Source organism: Rubrivivax sp. JA1055, assembly GCF_020966565.1.
In the GTDB taxonomy this organism is placed as follows: domain Bacteria; phylum Pseudomonadota; class Gammaproteobacteria; order Burkholderiales; family Burkholderiaceae_C; genus Rubrivivax; species Rubrivivax benzoatilyticus.
Genome location: NZ_JAJKFP010000005.1, coordinates 16,405 through 33,134 on the forward strand (window position 1 = coordinate 16,405; position 16,730 = coordinate 33,134).

Consider the following 16,730-nt stretch of genomic DNA (forward strand, 5'->3'; position numbering starts at 1 on the left):
GCATGCCTCAGAATCGGTCGACATGTCGTCGCCCGCCGCCCTGCTCCGCCGCCTGTCGTCGCTGCTGCTCCTGTTGATGTTCGCGCTGGCGGCGCTGCCGGCGGCGGCGCAGACGCTGCGCATCACCTCGGCGCTGGTGGCCCCCGGCGACACGCCAGGATTCCCCGGCGACGCCGACGCGCGCCCGGTCACGCTGCCCGACGACTGGTCGCGCACGCGCCCCAACGAGGCCGGGCCGGTCTGGTACCGCGTCGGATTCCGCGCGCTGCAGCGGCCCGGCGACGACGAGCTGAGCGCGCTGTACATCGAGCGCGCCTGCACCAACCTCGAGGTCCACCTCAACGGCCAGCTCGTCTTCAGCGGCGGGCGCATGCGCGAGCCGGCGACCAACAACTGCGGCCAGCCGCAGCTGGTGACGCTGCCCTCGGCGCTGATCGCGCCGGAGCTGAACACGCTGGACATCAAGGTCACCGGCCAGCCGCTGGCGCGCGTGGGCTCGCGCTGGCGCGCCGGCGGGCTGTCGGCGCTGGAGCTGGGGCCGCAATCGCGGCTGCTGCACCGCCAGGCGCGCCAGCACACCTTCGCCGTGGCGCTGCCGCAGGCGCTGTCGGCGACGCTGCTGCTGATGGGCAGCTTCATGTTCGTGCTCGGCACGATCAACCGGCGCGAGTCGCACCTGGCCTACTTCGGCGCACTGTCGGTGCTGTGGTCGGCGCTGGAGGCCCGGCTGTGGCTGCGCACGGTGCCGGTGGACCCGGCGGTGGCGGAGTTCCTGCTGTGCTCGCTGCTGGCCTTCATCACGCTGGCGGCGGTGCAGTTCCTGCTGCGCTACGCCCGGCACCGCAGCCGCCTCGCCGACCGCCTGCTGCCGCTGCAGTGCGTGGCGATGCCGGCCTCGCTGGTGCTCGCCGGCGCGGCGCATCTGCACACGCTGACGATGCTGTGGTCGCTGCTGCTCGGCCTGCAGGTGGGCGCCGCGGCCCTGCTCTACCTGCGCGCGCAATGGCGCGCGCACTCGCGCTCGTCGTGGGTGATGGCGGCGACGCTGGGCACGCTGGCGCTGGCCGCGCTGGTGGAGTTCGTCTCGCAGCAGATCGGCGGCAGCCCGCTGCCGGCGCAGGCCGCGCGGCTGGTGGCGCCGCTGATGTTCGTCGTCGTCGGCCTGCGCCTGGTGCAGCAGCACGGGCGTGCGCTGCAGGAGGCCGAACTCGGCCGCGCCCACCTGGAGGAGCGCGTGCGCGAGGCCACCGCCGAGATCGAGCGCAACTTCCGCCAGCTCGCCGAGCTGCGTGTCGAGCAGATCACCGAGCGCGAACGCAAGCGCATCGCCGCCGACCTGCACGACGACCTGGGCGCCAAGCTGCTGACCATCGTGCACACCAGCGACGACCAGCGCATCTCGACGCTGGCGCGCGAGGCGCTGGAGGAGATGCGGCTGTCGGTGCGCGGCCTCACCGGCCGTGCGGTGCGCCTGGCCGACGCGCTCGGCGACTGGCGCGCCGAGGTCGTCAACCGGCTCGCGCAGGCCGGCATCCAGGCCGAGTGGGACGCCCCCGAGGACCTGACGCAGATGCTGTCGGCACGCGCCTTCGTGCAGACCACGCGCATCCTGCGCGAGGCGACGAGCAACATCATCAAGCACAGCGGCGGCTCGCACGCCTCGGTGACCTGCACCGTGGCCGACGGCGACTTCAAGGTCGTTGTCCAGGACGACGGCGACGGCATCAAGATCGAGAACGACGGCCGGCTGGACCGTGGCCACGGCATGGCGACGATGAAGAACCGCGCCAAGCAGCTGCAGGGGCAGTGCCTGGTGGAATCCGCTCCCGGCCGCGGGACCGTGATACGGCTCACGATCCCGCTGGACCGGGCGCTGGAGGGCGCCGCCTAGTGCGGCGCCGCGGCACCGGCTGCTGTTAGGATCAGTTTTCGGCCCCCACGAGCCCCAGCCCCATGAAGAACGTCCTGCTGCTCGAAGACCTCCCCGAAATCCGCGCCTGGATGCGCAAGCTGGTGCTCCAGGTGTTTCCGTCCGCGCAGATCTCGGAGAGTGCCCGCGTCCAGGACGCGATCTCGCTGGCCGCGGCCGTCAAGTTCGAGCTGGCGCTGATCGACCTCGGCCTGCCCGACGGCAGCGGCGTCGACGTCGTCACCAAGCTGCGCGACGTGCAGCCCGACGCGCAGTCGGTCGTCGTCACGATCCACGACGACGACGAGCACCTGTTCCCGGCGCTGCAGGCCGGCGCCTTCGGCTACATCCTGAAGGAGCAGCCGCGCGAGCTGATCGTCGAGCAGCTGCAGCGCATCAGCCAGGGCGAACCGCCGCTGTCGCCGTCGATCGCGCGGCGCATGATGGCCCACTTCACGCAGAAGGCGAAGCCGCAGACCTCGCTGCTGCCGCACGTGCAGCTGACCGACCGCGAGAGCGAGGTGCTGCTGCGCGTGGCCAAGGGCTACACGCTGCCCGAGATCGGCGTGCAGCTGGGCCTGTCGCGCCACACGATCGCCGACTACGTCAAGCAGATCTACCGCAAGCTCAACGTGAGCTCGCGCGCCGAGGCGGCGCTGGAAGCGCAGCGCCTGGGCCTGTTCCGCTGATCCCCCGCCGGGCTCGCGGCCCGGCGCGGCGACAATCGCGGCCATGATCGGACGACTCTCCGGCACGCTGGCCGAAAAGACCCCCCCGCAGCTGCTCGTCGACGTCGGCGGCGTCGGCTACGAAGTCGACGTGCCGATGAGCACGTTCTATCACCTGCCCGCGCTCGGCGAGCGTGTCGTGCTGCTGACCGAGTTCGTCGTGCGCGAGGACGCGCAGCAGCTCTTCGGCTTCCTCACCGCGAGCGAACGCGCGACCTTCCGGCTGCTGGTCAAGATCAGCGGCGTCGGCCCGCGCATGGCGCTGGCGCTGCTGTCGGGGCTGTCGGTGGCCGAGCTGTCGCAGGCCGTCGCGGCGCAGGACGGCGCCCGCCTCGTCAAGGTGCCCGGCATCGGCAAGAAGACCGCCGAGCGCGTGCTGCTGGAGCTGAAGGGCAAGCTCGCCCCCGACCTGGGCCTGCCGTCGGCCGCCGGCGGCGCCGGCGATGCCCACGCCGACATCGTGCAGGCACTGATGGCGCTGGGCTACAACGAGCGCGAGGCCCAGGCCGCGGCCAAGGCGCTGCCGAAGGACGTCGGCGTCAGCGAAGGCATCAAGGTGGCGCTCAAGGCACTGAACCGTTAGCCCCCGAGCTCGCTTTCGCTCGCTACCCCCCGAGGGGGCCGTCCGCCAACGGACCGGCGGAGCCGGCCCGTGGCGGGAAGCTGGGTCGCGCGGGGATCAGCGGACCTCGCTCGCCGGACTCAGTGACCGCTGTGCTTCATCGCCGGCATCGCGGCGTTCATCGCCTTCACCGGCACCTGCAGCTCGACGCTCTCGCGCTTCTGGTCGGCGCCTTCGAAGATCAGCGTCACCGGCACCGTGGAACCCACGTCCAGCGCCTGCTTCAGGTCCATCAGCATCACGTGGTAGCCACCGGGCTTGAGCTCGACGGTCTGGCCGGCCGGCAGCGCCAGGCCGTTGGCCAGCGCGCGCATCTTCATCACGTTGCCGTCCATCGCCATCTCGTGCACCTCGACGACGCCGGCCACCGGCGACGAGGCGCCGACCAGGCGGCCGCCCTGGGCCGAGCTGATCTGGGCGAACAGGCCGGTCGCCTTCTGCTGGGCCACGGTGCCGCGGATCCAGGCGTCCTTGACGGTGGTCTGGGCCGAGGCGGCCGCGGCGGCCAGGCTCAACAGCGCGCCGATCACGGCAGCGGTGCTACGGTTCATCGCGAAACACTCCTTGGGTCGTCGCCGGCGGCCGACACGGGCGCCGGGGCAGGCAGTCTAGCTCGCCATAATCCGGCCCCATGGCGATCAAGACCGACGACTTCGGCTCACTCCCGGCCCCGCGCGTGGTCAGCGCCGCCCCCGCGTCGCCCAACGAGGAGGCGATCGAGCGTGCGCTGCGCCCCAAGCTGCTGGACGAGTACGTCGGCCAGGCACGTGCACGCGAGCAGCTGGAGATCTTCATCCACGCCGCCCGCGGCCGCGCCGAGGCGCTGGACCACGTGCTGCTGTTCGGCCCGCCGGGGCTGGGCAAGACGACGCTGGCGCACATCGTCGCCGCGGAACTGTGCGTCAACCTGCGCCAGACCTCGGGCCCGGTGCTGGAGAAGCCGCGCGACCTGGCGGCGATCCTGACCAATCTCGAGAAGAACGACGTGCTGTTCATCGACGAGATCCACCGCCTGTCGCCGGTCGTCGAGGAGATCCTCTACCCGGCGCTGGAGGACTACCAGATCGACATCATGATCGGCGACGGCCCGGCGGCACGCTCGATCAAGCTCGACCTGCAGCCCTTCACGCTGGTCGGCGCGACGACCCGCGCCGGCATGCTGACCAACCCGCTGCGCGACCGCTTCGGCATCGTCGCGCGGCTGGAGTTCTACAACGCCGACGAGCTGACGCGCATCGTCACGCGTTCGGCCGGGCTGCTCGGCGTCGAGGTCGACCCGGCCGGCGCGCTCGAAGTCGCGCGGCGCTCGCGCGGCACGCCGCGCATCGCCAACCGGCTGCTGCGCCGGGTGCGCGACTACGCCCAGGTCAAGGGCGACGGCCGCATCGACGCGCCGATCGCCGACAAGGCGCTGGCGCTGCTGGACGTCGACCCGCTGGGTTTCGACGTCATGGACCGCAAGCTGCTGGAGGCGGTGATCCACCGCTTCGACGGCGGCCCGGTCGGGCTGGACAACGTCGCCGCGGCGATCGGCGAGGAGGCAGGCACGATCGAGGACGTCATCGAGCCCTACCTGATCCAGCAGGGCTACCTGCAGCGCACGCCGCGCGGCCGTGTCGCCACGCTCGCGGCCTACCGCCACCTGGGCCTGTCGCCGCCCCAGCGGGCCGGCGGCGACCTGTTCGGCACCGGCTGAACAGGCCGGCCGGGCCGGCTGCGTGAAGGCTGTCACACCGCACCGCTCGGTCTTACAGCCGGTCACCACCTCCCCGGCATACTTTCTCAACCCGCGTCCGACGTGGCCGAAGACCCGTCGGAGCGGATGGCCCGGGCACGGGCCGGTCCGTGCCTCCCGCCCGACGCAGTCGACCCGCCCGAGACCCCGATGACGCCACGTTTCCGCCCCGCGCCTGCCGGCTTCACGCTGATCGAACTGATGATCGCGCTGGCGGTGCTCGCCATCCTGACGGCGGTCGCGCTGCCGTCCTACAACAGCTACATCCGGCGCGCCAAGGTGCCCGCCGGGCTCGACGCGCTGTCGGCCTTCGCCACGCGCATGGAGCAGCGCTACCAGGACGTCGGCAACTACGGCACCGACGACTGCGCCATCGCGAACCCGACCAACATCGCGAACTTCGCCGTCAGCTGCGAGCTGACCGACGGCGGCCAGGGCTTCACCGCCACGGCCACCGGCAGCGGCCCGGTGTCGGACTACGTCTTCACGATCGACGAAAGCGGCGCGCGCACGACGACCTACAAGAGCAACTCCCTGAACTGCTGGAGCACCAAGGGCACGGTATGCGACACCTGAGGCAGCGCGGCCTGACGCTGATCGAGCTGATGGTCGCACTGGCCATCGGGGTGCTGCTGCTGTTCGCGGCGGCACCGCAGTTCGGCGACATGGTGGCCAACTCGCGCCTGCGCGAGGCCGGCAACGTGCTCTACACCCAGGCGCTGTTCGCGCAGAGCGAGGCGCTCAAGCGCAACGGCACGGTACGGCTGTCCATCGACGGCGGCACGATCGAGGTCATCGACCGCAGCAGCGGCGCCGACACGACGCTGCGCACCATCGAGCTGGGCGGCGGCGTCACGGCCAGCGCGGCGGCGACCCTCGACTTCGGCAGCAGCGGCATGCTCGGCGCCGATGCCTCGGTCAACCTGTCGATGCCGGGCCAGACCTGTTCGTCGGACCTGCGCTGCCCCGGGCTGCGGGTCGAAGGCGGTGGAGCGATAAGACTATGCGGCGACCGCACCGGAACCTGCTGATGGCCCCCCGCACACGCGCACGCCGGCGGCTGGCCGGCTTCGGCCTGTTCGACGCGCTGATCGCGCTGGTCATCCTGTCGGTCGGCCTGCTCGGGCTGACGCGGCTGCAGGCGCGCTCGCTGAGCTATGGCACCGAGGCGGACCAGCGCGTGCGCGCGGTGCAGCTCGGCAGCGAGCTGCTGGGCACGGCGATGATCGACGCGGCCAACGCCGCCTGCTACACGCTGCCGGCCAGCGGCACCTGCGGCAGCGATTCGGCCAGCGACTACGCCGAGGACTTCGAGACCCGCGTCGGCCAGGCGCTGCCCGACGGCACGGTCTCGGTCAGCTACAACGCCGGCACGCGCCGGATGACGCTCGTCATCACCTGGACCGCCAAGGGCCAGCGCGAAGACGGCGCCCAGACCGAGGACGGCGACGGCGAGAGCACCCGCCGGATGGAGGCCAGCACCTATGTCTGAGCACGCCCGCCGTGCCCAGCGCGGCTTGTCGATCATCGAGGTGCTGGTCGGCATGGTCATCGCGCTGATCATCAGCCTGGCCGCCGCCGGCAGCGCCAAGATGTTCGGCGCCGCGCAGCGCCAGGGCATCAGCGTCGGCGGCGTGAGCGTCGGCGCGGCGACGGCGATCTCGGCGATCAAGAACGAGGCCTCGTCGGCCGGCCTGGGCTTCTTCGGCACGCGCGACGACCAGAACCGCTCGCTGTTCTCCTGCCACCGCATGAACCTGACGCTGGGCGGCACGGTGCGCTCCGACGCCGCGTCGTTCGTGCCGGTGCGCATCGGCACCTCGGGGGCCAACAACAGCCTCGACGTCGTCTACGCGACGAGCATCGACGGCGGCGCCGACGTGCTGCTGTCGGGCAGTGCCGACGCCTCCAGCGCGCAGACGATGTCGCGCCTGCCGGTGGCCAACGGCCAGCTGGTGATGCTGGTGCCGGGCACCGCGTCCGGCTCGTCGCAGCCCTGCCTGGTGCGCACCGTGACGAGCTCCGTCGCCGCCACCGACGACACGCCGCAGACGATCAACTTCGGCGCCACCGGCGTCTACAACCAGGGCACGTTCTCCAACACGCCGAGCTTCGACGAGGAGGACAAGGACCGCGTCGTGCTGCTCGGCACGCTGCGCTGGAGCCGCTTTGCCGTGAACGGCACGACGCTGGTGCGCACCGAGCCGCTGACCGGCACCTCGGCGACGCTGCTGCGCAACGTGATGTCCTTCCGCGTCCAGTACGGCGTGTCCACCGACGGCGTGCTCAACGACCTGAGCTGGCAGGACGCCACCGGCACCCCCTGGGGCAACGTCTCCGGCGACAACGTCAACCGCATCCGGGCGCTGCGCATCGGCCTGGTGACACGCTCGCTGCAGCGCGAACGCCCCGACGCCTCCGGCACCTGCCAGGCCAGCACCGAGAAGCCCCGCGACCCGCTGGACGCGGCCGTCGAGGTCGAGCCCGACGTCGCCGCGCCCGACGACTGGCGCTGCTACCGCTACCGCAGCGAGCTGGTGGTCGTGCCGCTGCGCAACCTGGTGTGGTGACGACGATGAGGCTGCGAACCCTGAAGCGGCGGGCCGAACGCGGCGTGACGATGCTGCTGGTGCTGATCCTGCTGACCGTGATGCTGCTCGGCGGCCTGGCGCTGGCGCGCATGGTCGAGGTGGGCACGCTGTCCGGCGGCAACGTCGCCTACCGCGAAGCGGCGCTGCAGGCCAGCGAGGTCGGCGTCAACACCGCCTTTGCCGCCGTCAACGCGCTGACCAACGAGAACAGCGCGGCGGGCTCGTGGTACTCGCCGGTCGAGCTGGCCAAGGACGGCAACGGCCTGCCGAGCACGGTCGACTGGTCCAACGCCGCGATCCCGGCGATCACGGTGGGCACGATGACGGTGCAGTACGTCGCGGAGCGCGCCTGCACGGTGGCCAACGTGACCTTTCCGTTGCGCCAGTGCCTGGTCAAGCAGATCCCGCAACCCAAGAGCCAGAAGGCCGGCCCCGAACCGCCGGACCCGCCGCATTCCAAGCAGTTCCGCATCACCGTGCGCGTGACGAACCAGAAGGGCACCGAGACCTTCGTCCAGGCCCTTGTCACCAGGGAAGGCAGCTGAGCCATGAAGACCGCATTCCAGATCGGCGCGTGCTCGTTCGCACTGGCCGCGTTGCTCACCGGGCCCGCCTCGTCGGCGACGAACATCGCCGACCTGCCGCTGAAGACCTCGGTGCTGGCCAAGCCCAACGTCATCTTCGCGATGGACGACTCGGGCTCGATGGACTGGGAGGTGCTGCTCGACACCAGCTCGGGCCTGTTCTGGTGGAACGGCAGCACCGGCTGGAACTCGAGCACCGGCAAGCCGGTGAGCACCAACAACTCCTACGTGCCGTACGCCTACCTGATGCCGGTCGGCACGGCCACCGGCGGGCAGATCTACGCCTACAACAGCAGCTACGGCCAGGCCGTGCCGCCGACGCCGCAGTTCGCCTGGCTGCGCTCCAAGCACTTCAACCCGATCTACTACGACAGCAACACGACCTACAAGCCCTGGGCGCCGGCCTACGTCTCGGGGGCGACGAAGAGCTTCTCGAACGCCAGCGCGTCGGCGGCGCTGTCGCATCCGCTGTACTCGACGGGACCGAAGCTGGCGCTGAACACGCAGTGGGACAGCGGCAACTCGAAGTTCAGCAACAACGGCTACATGTTCTACATGCAGGCCGGCATGAAGGTCCCGGTGGGCGCGTACGTCCCGGCCGAGCGAAGCAACCGCGACGTCTGCAGCGGCTCGACCTGGCGCACGCTGACCGCCGAGCTGACGGTGCCGTCGGGGTCGACCTGCTGGGCGGCGATCCCGTACTACCCGGCGACCTTCTGGCACGCGGAGGACTGCACCGTCGACGGCACGAGCTGCATCACCGGTCCCGACGGCACGACCAAGCTGAAGAAGTACGAGATCAAGAGCGGCAACACCTTCCCGTCCGGGCGGACCTATGACGCGGAGATGCAGAACTTCGCCAACTGGTTCAGCTACTACCGCAAGCGCAAGCTGATGCTCGGCGGCTCGATGGGCCAGGTGCTCGAGAGCCTGACCGGGCTGCGGCTGGGCGTCGTGCCGTTCAACGCCAACAACACGGTGACGATGTACGACACCGACGGCACCTCGGCCAGCAGCAACGCGATGCGCGTGATGGGCCAGTTCTACGGCAACGCGATGTCGGCCGAGGGCACGCCGACGCACGCGACGGTGAAGTACATCGGCGGTGAGTACAACACCAACACCAGCATCATCCAGTACGCCTGCCAGCGCAACAACACCTTCGTCGTCACCGACGGCTTCTCGAACACGACCAGCATCTCGGTGCCGACCTACGACTCGAGCACCTACGGCGGCTCGGCGCCGTACACGACGATCCCCACCGGCTCGCTGGCCGACCTGGCGCTTTACCAGTACACCAAGCGGCTGCGCACCGACCTCACCGCCGGCCGCGTGCCGGCCAGCACCTCGACCGAGGCCAACGCCGACCGCAACCCCGACCTGCACATCAACACCTACGCGATCTCGCTGGGCGTGCGCGGCTCGCTGTGGCCGAACACCGAAGACCCCTTCGTGACCGCCCCGACCTGGACGACGCCGACGGCCGACAACCCGTCGATGATCGACGACCAGTGGCACGCGACGATCAACGGCCGCGGCAAGATGTTCCTGGCGTCGAGCCCGACCGAGACCGCCACCAGCATCAAGGCCATCCTGGACGACATCATCTTCCAGGTCGGCGCGCAGAGCGCGGTCGCGGTCAGCACCGTCAACCTGACGCGCGGCGACGGTTTCGCCTACCTCGGCACCTACAACCCCTCGGGCTGGTCCGGCGACCTGACGGCCAACGCGATCGACAGCTCCACCGGCGACATCAGCGCCACGGCGACCTGGTCGGCCGCCATGCTGCTGGCGGCGCGCAACTACACGACGCGCCAGATCGCGACCGACGGCGGCAGCGGCGGCGTCGCCTTCACCAGCACCAATGTCGGCAGCCTCGTCGACCCGAGCAGCAGCTACGGCGACGGCGCGGCGCTGTTCAACTACCTGCGCGGGGACCGCTCGCTCGAAGGCACGACCTACCGCCGGCGCACCAGCCTGATCGGCGCCGTGATCAACGCCGAGCCGGTGATCAGCAACCCCGACAGCGTCGCCTACCTGGCCTCCAGCGAAGGCATGCTGCACGCCATCGACATCGCCAGCGGCACCGACCGCGGCCAGGAGCTGTGGGCCTTCGTGCCGCATGCGGCGCTGTCGACGATCGGCGCGGCCTCGCAGCGCGGCTACAACTTCGGCACCCACCTGGACGGCACGCCGGTGATCGGCAAGACCGGCAGCGCGTCGAAGCTGCTCGTCGCCGGCATGGGCGCCGCCGGCCGCGCCTACTACGCGCTGGACGTCAGCACGCCGCGCACCAACACCGAGAGCAACGCCGCGAGCTGGGTGAAGTGGCGCTTCCCCGGCGCCAGCACCTCCAGCTACGCGAGCAAGGTCGGCCAGACACTGGGCAAGCCGGTGATCGTCAAGGTCGCCGACGACACCTACCGCGTGCTGGTGACCTCGGGCTACAACGCCACCGCCGACGGCTACGGCCGCCTGTTCGTGCTCGACCCTGCCGACGGCAGCGTGCTCAAGGAGTACGTCACGACCGCCGGGAGCGCGGACGCCGAGGCCGGCCTGGCCCACGTGTCGGGCTATCTCGAGCAGGACAACACCGTGCGCTACGTCTACGGCGGCGACCTGCTGGGCAACGTCTGGCGCTTCGACCTGTCGCTGGAGCCGAACGCCGACGGCGCGGTGCACAAGGTCGCCACGCTGCTGCGCTCGAACGGCGACGCGCAGCCGGTGACGGCGGCGCCCGAGCTCGCGCGCATCGGCACCCAGCGCGTGGTGCTCGTCGGCACCGGGCGCCTGCTGGACGTCGACGACTTCGGCCGCCCCGCGGTCCAGACCTTCTACGCGATCGCCGACGGCGCGACGATCACCGCGCCGCGCAGCACGCTGGTCCAGCGCACCTACACGCGCAGCGGCACCAACGGCACCATCTCCGGCGACGACCTCGACTGGACCACCCAGCGCGGCTGGTACCTCGACCTGCCGGCCGGCGAGCAGGCCAACACCGAGCCGGCAATCGCCTACGGCGCGATCGCGTTCACGACCAACGTCATCGGCGCCACCGACTGCAGCGCCTCGTCGTGGATGTACGTGCTGGACTTCAAGACCGGCAAGGTCTACGAACACGCGGCCTTCGTCTCGACGCAGATCTCGTCGGTGGCGACGTCGTCGGGCGTGCGTGCGGTGCTCACCGACACCGGCGACATGCGCGGCCTGATCCAGACCGGCGACGGCCAGTCGCAGAACAAGCTGATCGGCTCCAACCCGCCGATCCCGGCAGCCAAGAACTCGTGGCGGGAGATCCGCCGCCAGTGAGCCCGCCAGGGCCTGCGCTCAGGCGCTGACGTCGTCCCGGCCACCCTCGAGGTGGCCGGCGTCGTTCCAGCCCACCAGCACCAGCGCGCCGTCGGCGTGCAGCAGCCGGTTGATGCTGGCATTGCCCAGCATCCAGGTGCGCGGCGCGTCCAGCGCGATGCGCGTGGCGGCGCGGTACAGGCAGTCGAGCACGCCGCCGTGTGCCACCAGGGCCACGGTCTGCCCCGGATGGCGGGCGGCGATCGCCAGCGCCGCCGCGACGGCCCGGCCGTAGAAATCGGCCAGGCGCTCGCCGCCTTCGGCGCCCCAGTCCGGGTCGCGCCGGCGCCAGCGCAGCGCATCCTCGGGCCAGCGCTGCTGGATCTCGGCGAAGGTGAGGCCCTCGAAGCGGCCGAAGCCGCGCTCGCGCAGGCCGGGCTCCGGGTGCACCGGCAGGCCGGTGGCGCGGCCGATCGCCGCCGCGGTGTCGGCCGCACGCGCCAGATCGCTGCTGTAGATCGCCTGCAGGCCCTCGTCGAGCAGCGCCGCGGCCGCGCGGCCGGCCTGCCAGCGGCCGACACCGTTCAGGCCGATGTCGAGCTGGCCCTGGATGCGCTGGCCGACGTTCCAGTCGGTCTCGCCGTGGCGCAGCACGACGAGGCGGGTCGCCTCGTTCATGCGCCGGGCCCGGCGGCGGTGCCGCCCGCCGTCACGGCAGCAGGCGCCGGTTCAGCGTGTAGGTGCCCGAGAACGTGGCCTCGCCGCAGGTGTGGCCGGCCAGCGCGCGGCGCACCTGGGGGCCGGTGAAGTCGCCGTCGACCGGCAGGCGCTCGAGCGTCACGGCGTACAGCGTGAAGACGTAGTGGTGCACCAGCGAGTCGTTGAACGGCGGGAACGGGCCGTCGTAGCCGTAGTAGCGGCCGTCGAACCGGGCGTCGCCGGCGAACCAGCCGGTGTAGTCGTTGAGCCCCTGGCGCGCGCCGTTGGGCAGGCCGGGCCCGGGTTTGCCGCGGGCGGTGAAACCCCGGCTGTACTCGCCTTCGGCGATCACCGCCGGCCGCGGCGGCAGGTCGACGAGCACCCAGTGGAAGAAGTCCACACGATCGAGGTCGGCGGGGATCTCGCGGTCGGGCTGGTTGACGTCGTCGCCGCGGCTGGGCACGTCGAAGTCGTGGCAGATCAGCACCAGCGAACGCGCCTGCGCGGGCAGGTCGCTCCAGGCCAGGTGCGGGTTGAGGTTCTCGCCGAAGCCGACCTGGCCCGCCTCGTCCAGGCGTCCGGCGGCGTAACGCGCCGGAATGCGGTCACCGTTGGTCCAGCTGTCGCTCCACAGTTTCATTGCTCTTTCCTCTTGGTTGCGGTGCACCGCACCACGCCAGCCGGTTCAGACGCCCCAGACGACCGGCTCGTCGGCCTCGTGCGCGCGCCACAGCATCTGGATCATCGGCCAGACGCGGCTGCGCAGCGAGACCTGGCGCGCGATGCGCGCGGCCTCCAGCTCGTCGCCGGCGCCGGCTTCACGCCGGGCCTCGTCGTCCTCGGCGGCGGCCGCCTCGAGCGCGGCGATCGCGGCCGGCATCGCCGCCGGCTCGATGATGCCCTGGGCCGCCGGCTCGCGGCCGAGCAGGCGCAGCACGCGGTCGCCGTGCGGCCCGAGCATGATCAGGTAGCCGGTGGCCTGGCTCTTGAACTTGTAGATCATCCGACGCGGTACCGAGGCTGGCGGTTGAACGGAGGCACCGATTGTGCTCCGCGCCGGGCCGAACGGACGGCCGGACGGCCGCTCAGCGCACGAGACGGATATGGCGGCCGCCAGCCGTCGGCATCGGCCGCGGGCGCGGCGGCGGAAGGTGGCGATCGAAAGCCGTGGCGTCCATCGCCGGGGCGTAGAGAAAGCCCTGGAAGGCGTCGCAGCCGAGCTCGGCGAGGAAACGGCGCTGGGCCTCGTTCTCCACGCCCTCGGCGATGACCCGCTTGCCCAGCGCCTGGGCCAGCTGCGTGATCGCCCGCACCAGGCCGACGTCGGTGTCGTCGTCGGGCAGGCCGGCGACGAAGCTGCGGTCGATCTTCAGCCGCCCGATCGGCACGCGCTTGAGCGAGCCCAGGCAGGAGTAGCCGGTGCCGAAGTCGTCCAGCGACAGCTGCACGCCCAGGCGCTCCAGCGCCTGCAGCCGCTCCAGCGCCTCGTCGGCCTTGTCGACGAGGATGGACTCGGTCAGCTCCAGCTCCAGCAGGTGCGCCGGCAGGCCGCTGACGGCCAGCACGTCGGCCACCTGCGAGACGAAGTCCGGCTGGCGGAACTGCAGCGCCGAGACGTTGATCGCCACCGTCAGCGAACGCCCGGCCTCGTGCCACAGCGCCGCCTGGCGCACCGCCTGCGACAGCACCCAGTTGCCCAGCGTGACGATGAAGCCGCTGTCCTCGGCCACCGGGATGAAGGCCGCCGGCGCGATCTCGCCCAGCTGCGGGTCGCGCCAGCGCAGCAGCGCCTCGGCGCCGCAGACGGCGCCGTCGCGGAAGCGGATCTGCGGCTGGTAGTGCAGGCGGAAGTGGCCCTCCTTCAACGCCTCGCGCATCGCGTGCACCAGGCGCACGTGTGAATGGGCCTCGCCGCCGGGCACCGGCTCGGCGAACCGGTAGCCGGCACGGCCGGCCGCCTTGGCGCTGCGCACCGCGGCCTCGGCCTGGCGCACCAGGTCGTCCAGCGCGTGGCCGTCCTGCGGGCACAGCGCGATGCCGATGCTGCAGGTCAGCGAGAACGGCGTGCCCTCGGCCTCGAAGGGCTGGCCGTTGACGATGTTGAGCACACGCAGCACCGCCTTCTGGGCGCTGGCGCGGTCGGCGTCCTGCAGCAGCACGGCGAAGTTGTCGCCGCCGATGCGCGCCAGCACGTCCTGCGAACGCAGCACCGCGCCGATGCGCTCGCCGACCTCGCAGAGCACGCGGTTGGCCACCTGCTGGCCGAAGCTGTCGTTGACGCGGCGGAAATGGTCCAGGTCGACGACCAGCAGCGCGAACGACTGCTGCTCGCGGCGCCAGCGCGCGGCCGCGTCGCTCACCTTCTCGGCCAGCAGCGCGCGGTTGGGCAGCCGGGTCAGCGCGTCGTGCGAGGACAGCGCCTCCGACAGCGCACGCACCTTGACCAGCTCGGTGAGGTCGGAGAACGAGTAGACACGCCCCTGCGGCCCGGCGCGGCCCCACAGCGGACGCGTCACGCGCTGCACGGTCTGGCCCTCGACGAGCTCGAGCCGCTCGGTCGACGACAGCAGCGGTGCGGCCAGCAGCGCGGCCAGCCGGCGCTCGTAGCCGTCGGCGTCGAGCGCACGGCGGCGCATCCAGTCGTGGATGCCGGCGCTGTCGCGCGCTTCCAGCATCTCGTCGGGCACGCCCCAGATCTGCGCGAAGCGGCGGTTGAAGGCACGCACGCGGCCGTCCAGGTCGGTGACCAGGATGCCGTCGCCAGTGGACTCCAGCGTGGCCTGCAGCTCGGCGACGACGGCTTCGCGTTCGTCTTCGGCGCGCTGCTCGCCGCTGCGGTCGCGCAGCGTGACCAGCGCGTGCGTCGGCACGCCGGCGGCACCGCCGGGCAGCGGCTGCACGTGGCGCTCGACGTGCAGCATGCCGCCGCCGGCCGTGCACAGCAGGCTGTCGGAGCGCAGCGACGCGAAGCGCCCGGTGGCGATGTCGGCCCAGTACGCGAGGTCTTCCGGCGTCGCCAGCCAGTGCGTCACGCGGCGGCCGACGAGTTCGCCGCGCCCGGCCTGCAGCAGCCGTCCGGCCTCGGGGTTGGCGGCGACGACGGTCTGCCCGGCGAGCTCGACGATGCAGCCGGCCAGCGGCAGGCTGTCGAGAAGCGGCGTCCAGGCAGCGATCAGGTTCACGCCCCGATCTCCGCGTCGAGCGCCTCGACCTCGGAGACGGTCGGCGCGGGCTCGAAGAAGTAGGTCAGGCGGTGACGCGGCGCGAGGTACTCCAGCGCCTCGCGGGGCAGCTTGGCCGGGCTCAGGCTGCGGCGGATGCCGATCTCGGGCTCGGTCTCCAGGTCCAGGAACAGCGCCTCGTCGCGGGCGATGCGCGCGTCGTGCACCAGCAGCCGCGGCCGCAGCGGGCGCGAGGAGTTGACGCTGACGACCATCGCGTAGCGCTCGTCGGTCAGCTGCACCACCGAGCCGGCCGGATACACGCCCATCATCTTGATGAAGGCGTTGAGGATCGCCGGGTCGTACTTGGTGCGCGACTGGGCGAACAGGATCGACAAGGCCTCGTGCGGCGTCAGCGCGCGCGCCAGCAGCGCCGGGTTGCACAGGTTGTCGTAGCGGTTGACCAGCGACACGATGCGCGCGCCGGTGGCCATGCGCTCGACGCTCAGGCGCATCGGGAAACCCGAGCCGTCGGCGTTCTCGTGGTGCTGGGCCAGCACCAGCAGCGCCGCCGGGGTCAGCGCCATGCGCCGGCCCTGGGCGACGCCGCGCGCGACGTGGTCGCGGTAGGCGTTGAGCTCGACGCTGGTGAAGCCGTCGTCGAGGTGGTGCAGGCGGTCGGGGATGTCGATCTTGCCGACGTCGTGCATCAGCGCGCCGACGCCCAGATCCAGCATCTCGTCGCGCTGCAGGCCGAAGCAGCGGCCGAGCAGCAGCGAGATCACCGCGACGTTGAGCGCATGCGCCGTCGCGCGGTCACCCGCGCCGGTGCTCAGCAGGCGGATGCACATCTCGCCGTCGATCAGCATCTTGTCGAGCAGCGCGCCGGTCAGCGACTCGGTCGCGGTGCGTGCCTGCTCCGGGCGCTGCGGCACCGCGTCCATCGCGTCGCGCCAGGCGCGGCCGGCCTCGAGGTACTGGCGCTCGCACTGCTGGGCGGCGGCGCGCTGCGCGGCCAGCGCCTCGCGGCGGCGGCGCGCCTCGCGCTGCTCGGGCGTCTCGAACGGCGCCTCGGCACGCTCCTCGGCGGCCACGGGGGCCGGCGCCTCCTCGCCCTCCAGCACGCTGCGCTCGGGCACCCAGCGCAGCCGCTGCAGGCCGAGCGAGCGGATCGTCGCGATCTGCTCGGGCGAGCTGATGCGGAAGCTCGACAGCGGGAACGGATGCGACATCCACCCCAGATCGAGGTGGACGTACATGCCGACCCGCAGGTCATGGACGGCGATCGTTTGCGACATCGGTGGGTGACAAAGCCGGTTGCGCCGTGCCGTGGCGGGCACGACGGGCGGTATCGACACCATTTCGGCAGCCGCCAGCCGGACTTGAACGAAGAATGCCACGCTGCGTGACACG

The 16,730-nt window shown here is 71.5% G+C and carries 16 protein-coding genes; 10 read left to right on the top strand and 6 right to left on the bottom strand.

The window, feature by feature from the left end:
- Nucleotides 1–22: 22 nt before the first annotated feature.
- The 3 genes from embS (at nt 23) to ruvA (ending at nt 3,220) form a co-directional block, all read left to right on the top strand.
- Complete coding sequence (gene embS, locus LOC65_RS06795; RefSeq protein WP_230247014.1) at nt 23–1,891, top strand: sensor histidine kinase EmbS; 1,869 nt, start codon at nt 23–25, stop codon at nt 1,889–1,891.
- 62 nt (nt 1,892–1,953) lie between these two features.
- On the top strand, nt 1,954–2,598 hold the full coding sequence (gene embR / locus LOC65_RS06800) for a response regulator transcription factor EmbR (protein ID WP_009858466.1): 645 nt from the start codon (nt 1,954–1,956) through the stop codon (nt 2,596–2,598).
- Between the two features lie 43 nt (nt 2,599–2,641).
- On the top strand, nt 2,642–3,220 hold the full coding sequence (gene ruvA, locus LOC65_RS06805; protein WP_009858467.1) for a Holliday junction branch migration protein RuvA: 579 nt from the start codon (nt 2,642–2,644) through the stop codon (nt 3,218–3,220).
- Between the two features lie 119 nt (nt 3,221–3,339).
- Here the strand turns inward: ruvA and LOC65_RS06810 are convergent, their stop codons facing one another.
- Nucleotides 3,340–3,810, bottom strand: a complete 471-nt coding sequence (locus tag LOC65_RS06810; protein ID WP_009858468.1) for a copper chaperone PCu(A)C — start codon at nt 3,808–3,810, stop codon at nt 3,340–3,342.
- Nucleotides 3,811–3,890: 80 nt separating this feature from the next.
- On the opposite strand from LOC65_RS06810, the gene ruvB reads away from it, so the two are divergent.
- The 7 genes from ruvB (at nt 3,891) to LOC65_RS06850 (ending at nt 11,478) form a co-directional block, all read left to right on the top strand.
- Nucleotides 3,891–4,955, top strand: coding sequence for a Holliday junction branch migration DNA helicase RuvB (gene ruvB, locus LOC65_RS06815; protein ID WP_230247015.1), 1,065 nt, complete (start codon nt 3,891–3,893; stop codon nt 4,953–4,955).
- A 189-nt stretch (nt 4,956–5,144) separates the two neighbouring features.
- A complete protein-coding gene (locus LOC65_RS06825) occupies nt 5,145–5,570 on the top strand; it encodes a type IV pilin protein (protein WP_009858470.1) in 426 nt (141 codons plus the stop codon).
- Nucleotides 5,558–6,025: a GspH/FimT family pseudopilin gene (locus tag LOC65_RS06830; RefSeq protein ID WP_164963435.1), complete on the top strand. Its 468-nt coding sequence runs from the start codon at nt 5,558–5,560 to the stop codon at nt 6,023–6,025. Before LOC65_RS06825 ends, LOC65_RS06830 begins: the two co-directional genes overlap by 13 nt.
- Nucleotides 6,025–6,486, top strand: a complete 462-nt coding sequence (locus tag LOC65_RS06835) for a pilus assembly protein PilV (RefSeq protein ID WP_230247016.1) — start codon at nt 6,025–6,027, stop codon at nt 6,484–6,486. Before LOC65_RS06830 ends, LOC65_RS06835 begins: the two co-directional genes overlap by 1 nt.
- A complete protein-coding gene (locus LOC65_RS06840; protein WP_230247017.1) occupies nt 6,479–7,564 on the top strand; it encodes a PilW family protein in 1,086 nt (361 codons plus the stop codon). The genes LOC65_RS06835 and LOC65_RS06840 overlap by 8 nt, the downstream gene beginning before the upstream one ends.
- Before the next feature lie 5 nt (nt 7,565–7,569).
- A complete protein-coding gene (locus LOC65_RS06845; RefSeq protein ID WP_230247018.1) occupies nt 7,570–8,130 on the top strand; it encodes a pilus assembly PilX N-terminal domain-containing protein in 561 nt (186 codons plus the stop codon).
- 3 nt (nt 8,131–8,133) lie between these two features.
- Nucleotides 8,134–11,478 carry a pilus assembly protein gene (locus tag LOC65_RS06850; RefSeq protein WP_230247019.1) on the top strand — a complete coding sequence of 1,115 codons (3,345 nt, stop codon included), beginning with the start codon at nt 8,134–8,136 and terminating at the stop codon, nt 11,476–11,478.
- Nucleotides 11,479–11,496: 18 nt separating this feature from the next.
- Here LOC65_RS06850 and LOC65_RS06855 read toward each other — a convergent pair whose 3' ends face one another.
- From LOC65_RS06855 to LOC65_RS06875, 5 genes are all read right to left on the bottom strand, one after another.
- Nucleotides 11,497–12,135, bottom strand: a complete 639-nt coding sequence (locus LOC65_RS06855; RefSeq protein ID WP_230247020.1) for a histidine phosphatase family protein — start codon at nt 12,133–12,135, stop codon at nt 11,497–11,499.
- A 31-nt stretch (nt 12,136–12,166) separates the two neighbouring features.
- Nucleotides 12,167–12,796 carry a YbhB/YbcL family Raf kinase inhibitor-like protein gene (locus tag LOC65_RS06860; RefSeq protein WP_009858477.1) on the bottom strand — a complete coding sequence of 210 codons (630 nt, stop codon included), beginning with the start codon at nt 12,794–12,796 and terminating at the stop codon, nt 12,167–12,169.
- Between the two features lie 45 nt (nt 12,797–12,841).
- Nucleotides 12,842–13,159 carry a DUF1840 family protein gene (locus tag LOC65_RS06865; RefSeq protein WP_230247021.1) on the bottom strand — a complete coding sequence of 106 codons (318 nt, stop codon included), beginning with the start codon at nt 13,157–13,159 and terminating at the stop codon, nt 12,842–12,844.
- Nucleotides 13,160–13,241: 82 nt separating this feature from the next.
- A complete protein-coding gene (locus LOC65_RS06870) occupies nt 13,242–15,338 on the bottom strand; it encodes a bifunctional diguanylate cyclase/phosphodiesterase (protein ID WP_009858479.1) in 2,097 nt (698 codons plus the stop codon).
- Complete coding sequence (locus LOC65_RS06875; RefSeq protein ID WP_009858480.1) at nt 15,335–16,615, bottom strand: HD-GYP domain-containing protein; 1,281 nt, start codon at nt 16,613–16,615, stop codon at nt 15,335–15,337. The genes LOC65_RS06870 and LOC65_RS06875 overlap by 4 nt, the downstream gene beginning before the upstream one ends.
- Nucleotides 16,616–16,730: the final 115 nt, after the last annotated feature.

Coding starts and splice junctions, on each gene's coding strand:
- embS (WP_230247014.1), top strand. CDS start 23: ATGTCGTCGCCCGCCGCCCTGCTCCGCCGCCTGTCGTCGCTGCTGCTC.
- embR (WP_009858466.1), top strand. CDS start 1,954: ATGAAGAACGTCCTGCTGCTCGAAGACCTCCCCGAAATCCGCGCCTGG.
- ruvA (WP_009858467.1), top strand. CDS start 2,642: ATGATCGGACGACTCTCCGGCACGCTGGCCGAAAAGACCCCCCCGCAG.
- LOC65_RS06810 (WP_009858468.1), bottom strand. CDS start 3,810: ATGAACCGTAGCACCGCTGCCGTGATCGGCGCGCTGTTGAGCCTGGCC.
- ruvB (WP_230247015.1), top strand. CDS start 3,891: ATGGCGATCAAGACCGACGACTTCGGCTCACTCCCGGCCCCGCGCGTG.
- LOC65_RS06825 (WP_009858470.1), top strand. CDS start 5,145: ATGACGCCACGTTTCCGCCCCGCGCCTGCCGGCTTCACGCTGATCGAA.
- LOC65_RS06830 (WP_164963435.1), top strand. CDS start 5,558: ATGCGACACCTGAGGCAGCGCGGCCTGACGCTGATCGAGCTGATGGTC.
- LOC65_RS06835 (WP_230247016.1), top strand. CDS start 6,025: ATGGCCCCCCGCACACGCGCACGCCGGCGGCTGGCCGGCTTCGGCCTG.
- LOC65_RS06840 (WP_230247017.1), top strand. CDS start 6,479: ATGTCTGAGCACGCCCGCCGTGCCCAGCGCGGCTTGTCGATCATCGAG.
- LOC65_RS06845 (WP_230247018.1), top strand. CDS start 7,570: ATGAGGCTGCGAACCCTGAAGCGGCGGGCCGAACGCGGCGTGACGATG.
- LOC65_RS06850 (WP_230247019.1), top strand. CDS start 8,134: ATGAAGACCGCATTCCAGATCGGCGCGTGCTCGTTCGCACTGGCCGCG.
- LOC65_RS06855 (WP_230247020.1), bottom strand. CDS start 12,135: ATGAACGAGGCGACCCGCCTCGTCGTGCTGCGCCACGGCGAGACCGAC.
- LOC65_RS06860 (WP_009858477.1), bottom strand. CDS start 12,796: ATGAAACTGTGGAGCGACAGCTGGACCAACGGTGACCGCATTCCGGCG.
- LOC65_RS06865 (WP_230247021.1), bottom strand. CDS start 13,159: ATGATCTACAAGTTCAAGAGCCAGGCCACCGGCTACCTGATCATGCTC.
- LOC65_RS06875 (WP_009858480.1), bottom strand. CDS start 16,615: ATGTCGCAAACGATCGCCGTCCATGACCTGCGGGTCGGCATGTACGTC.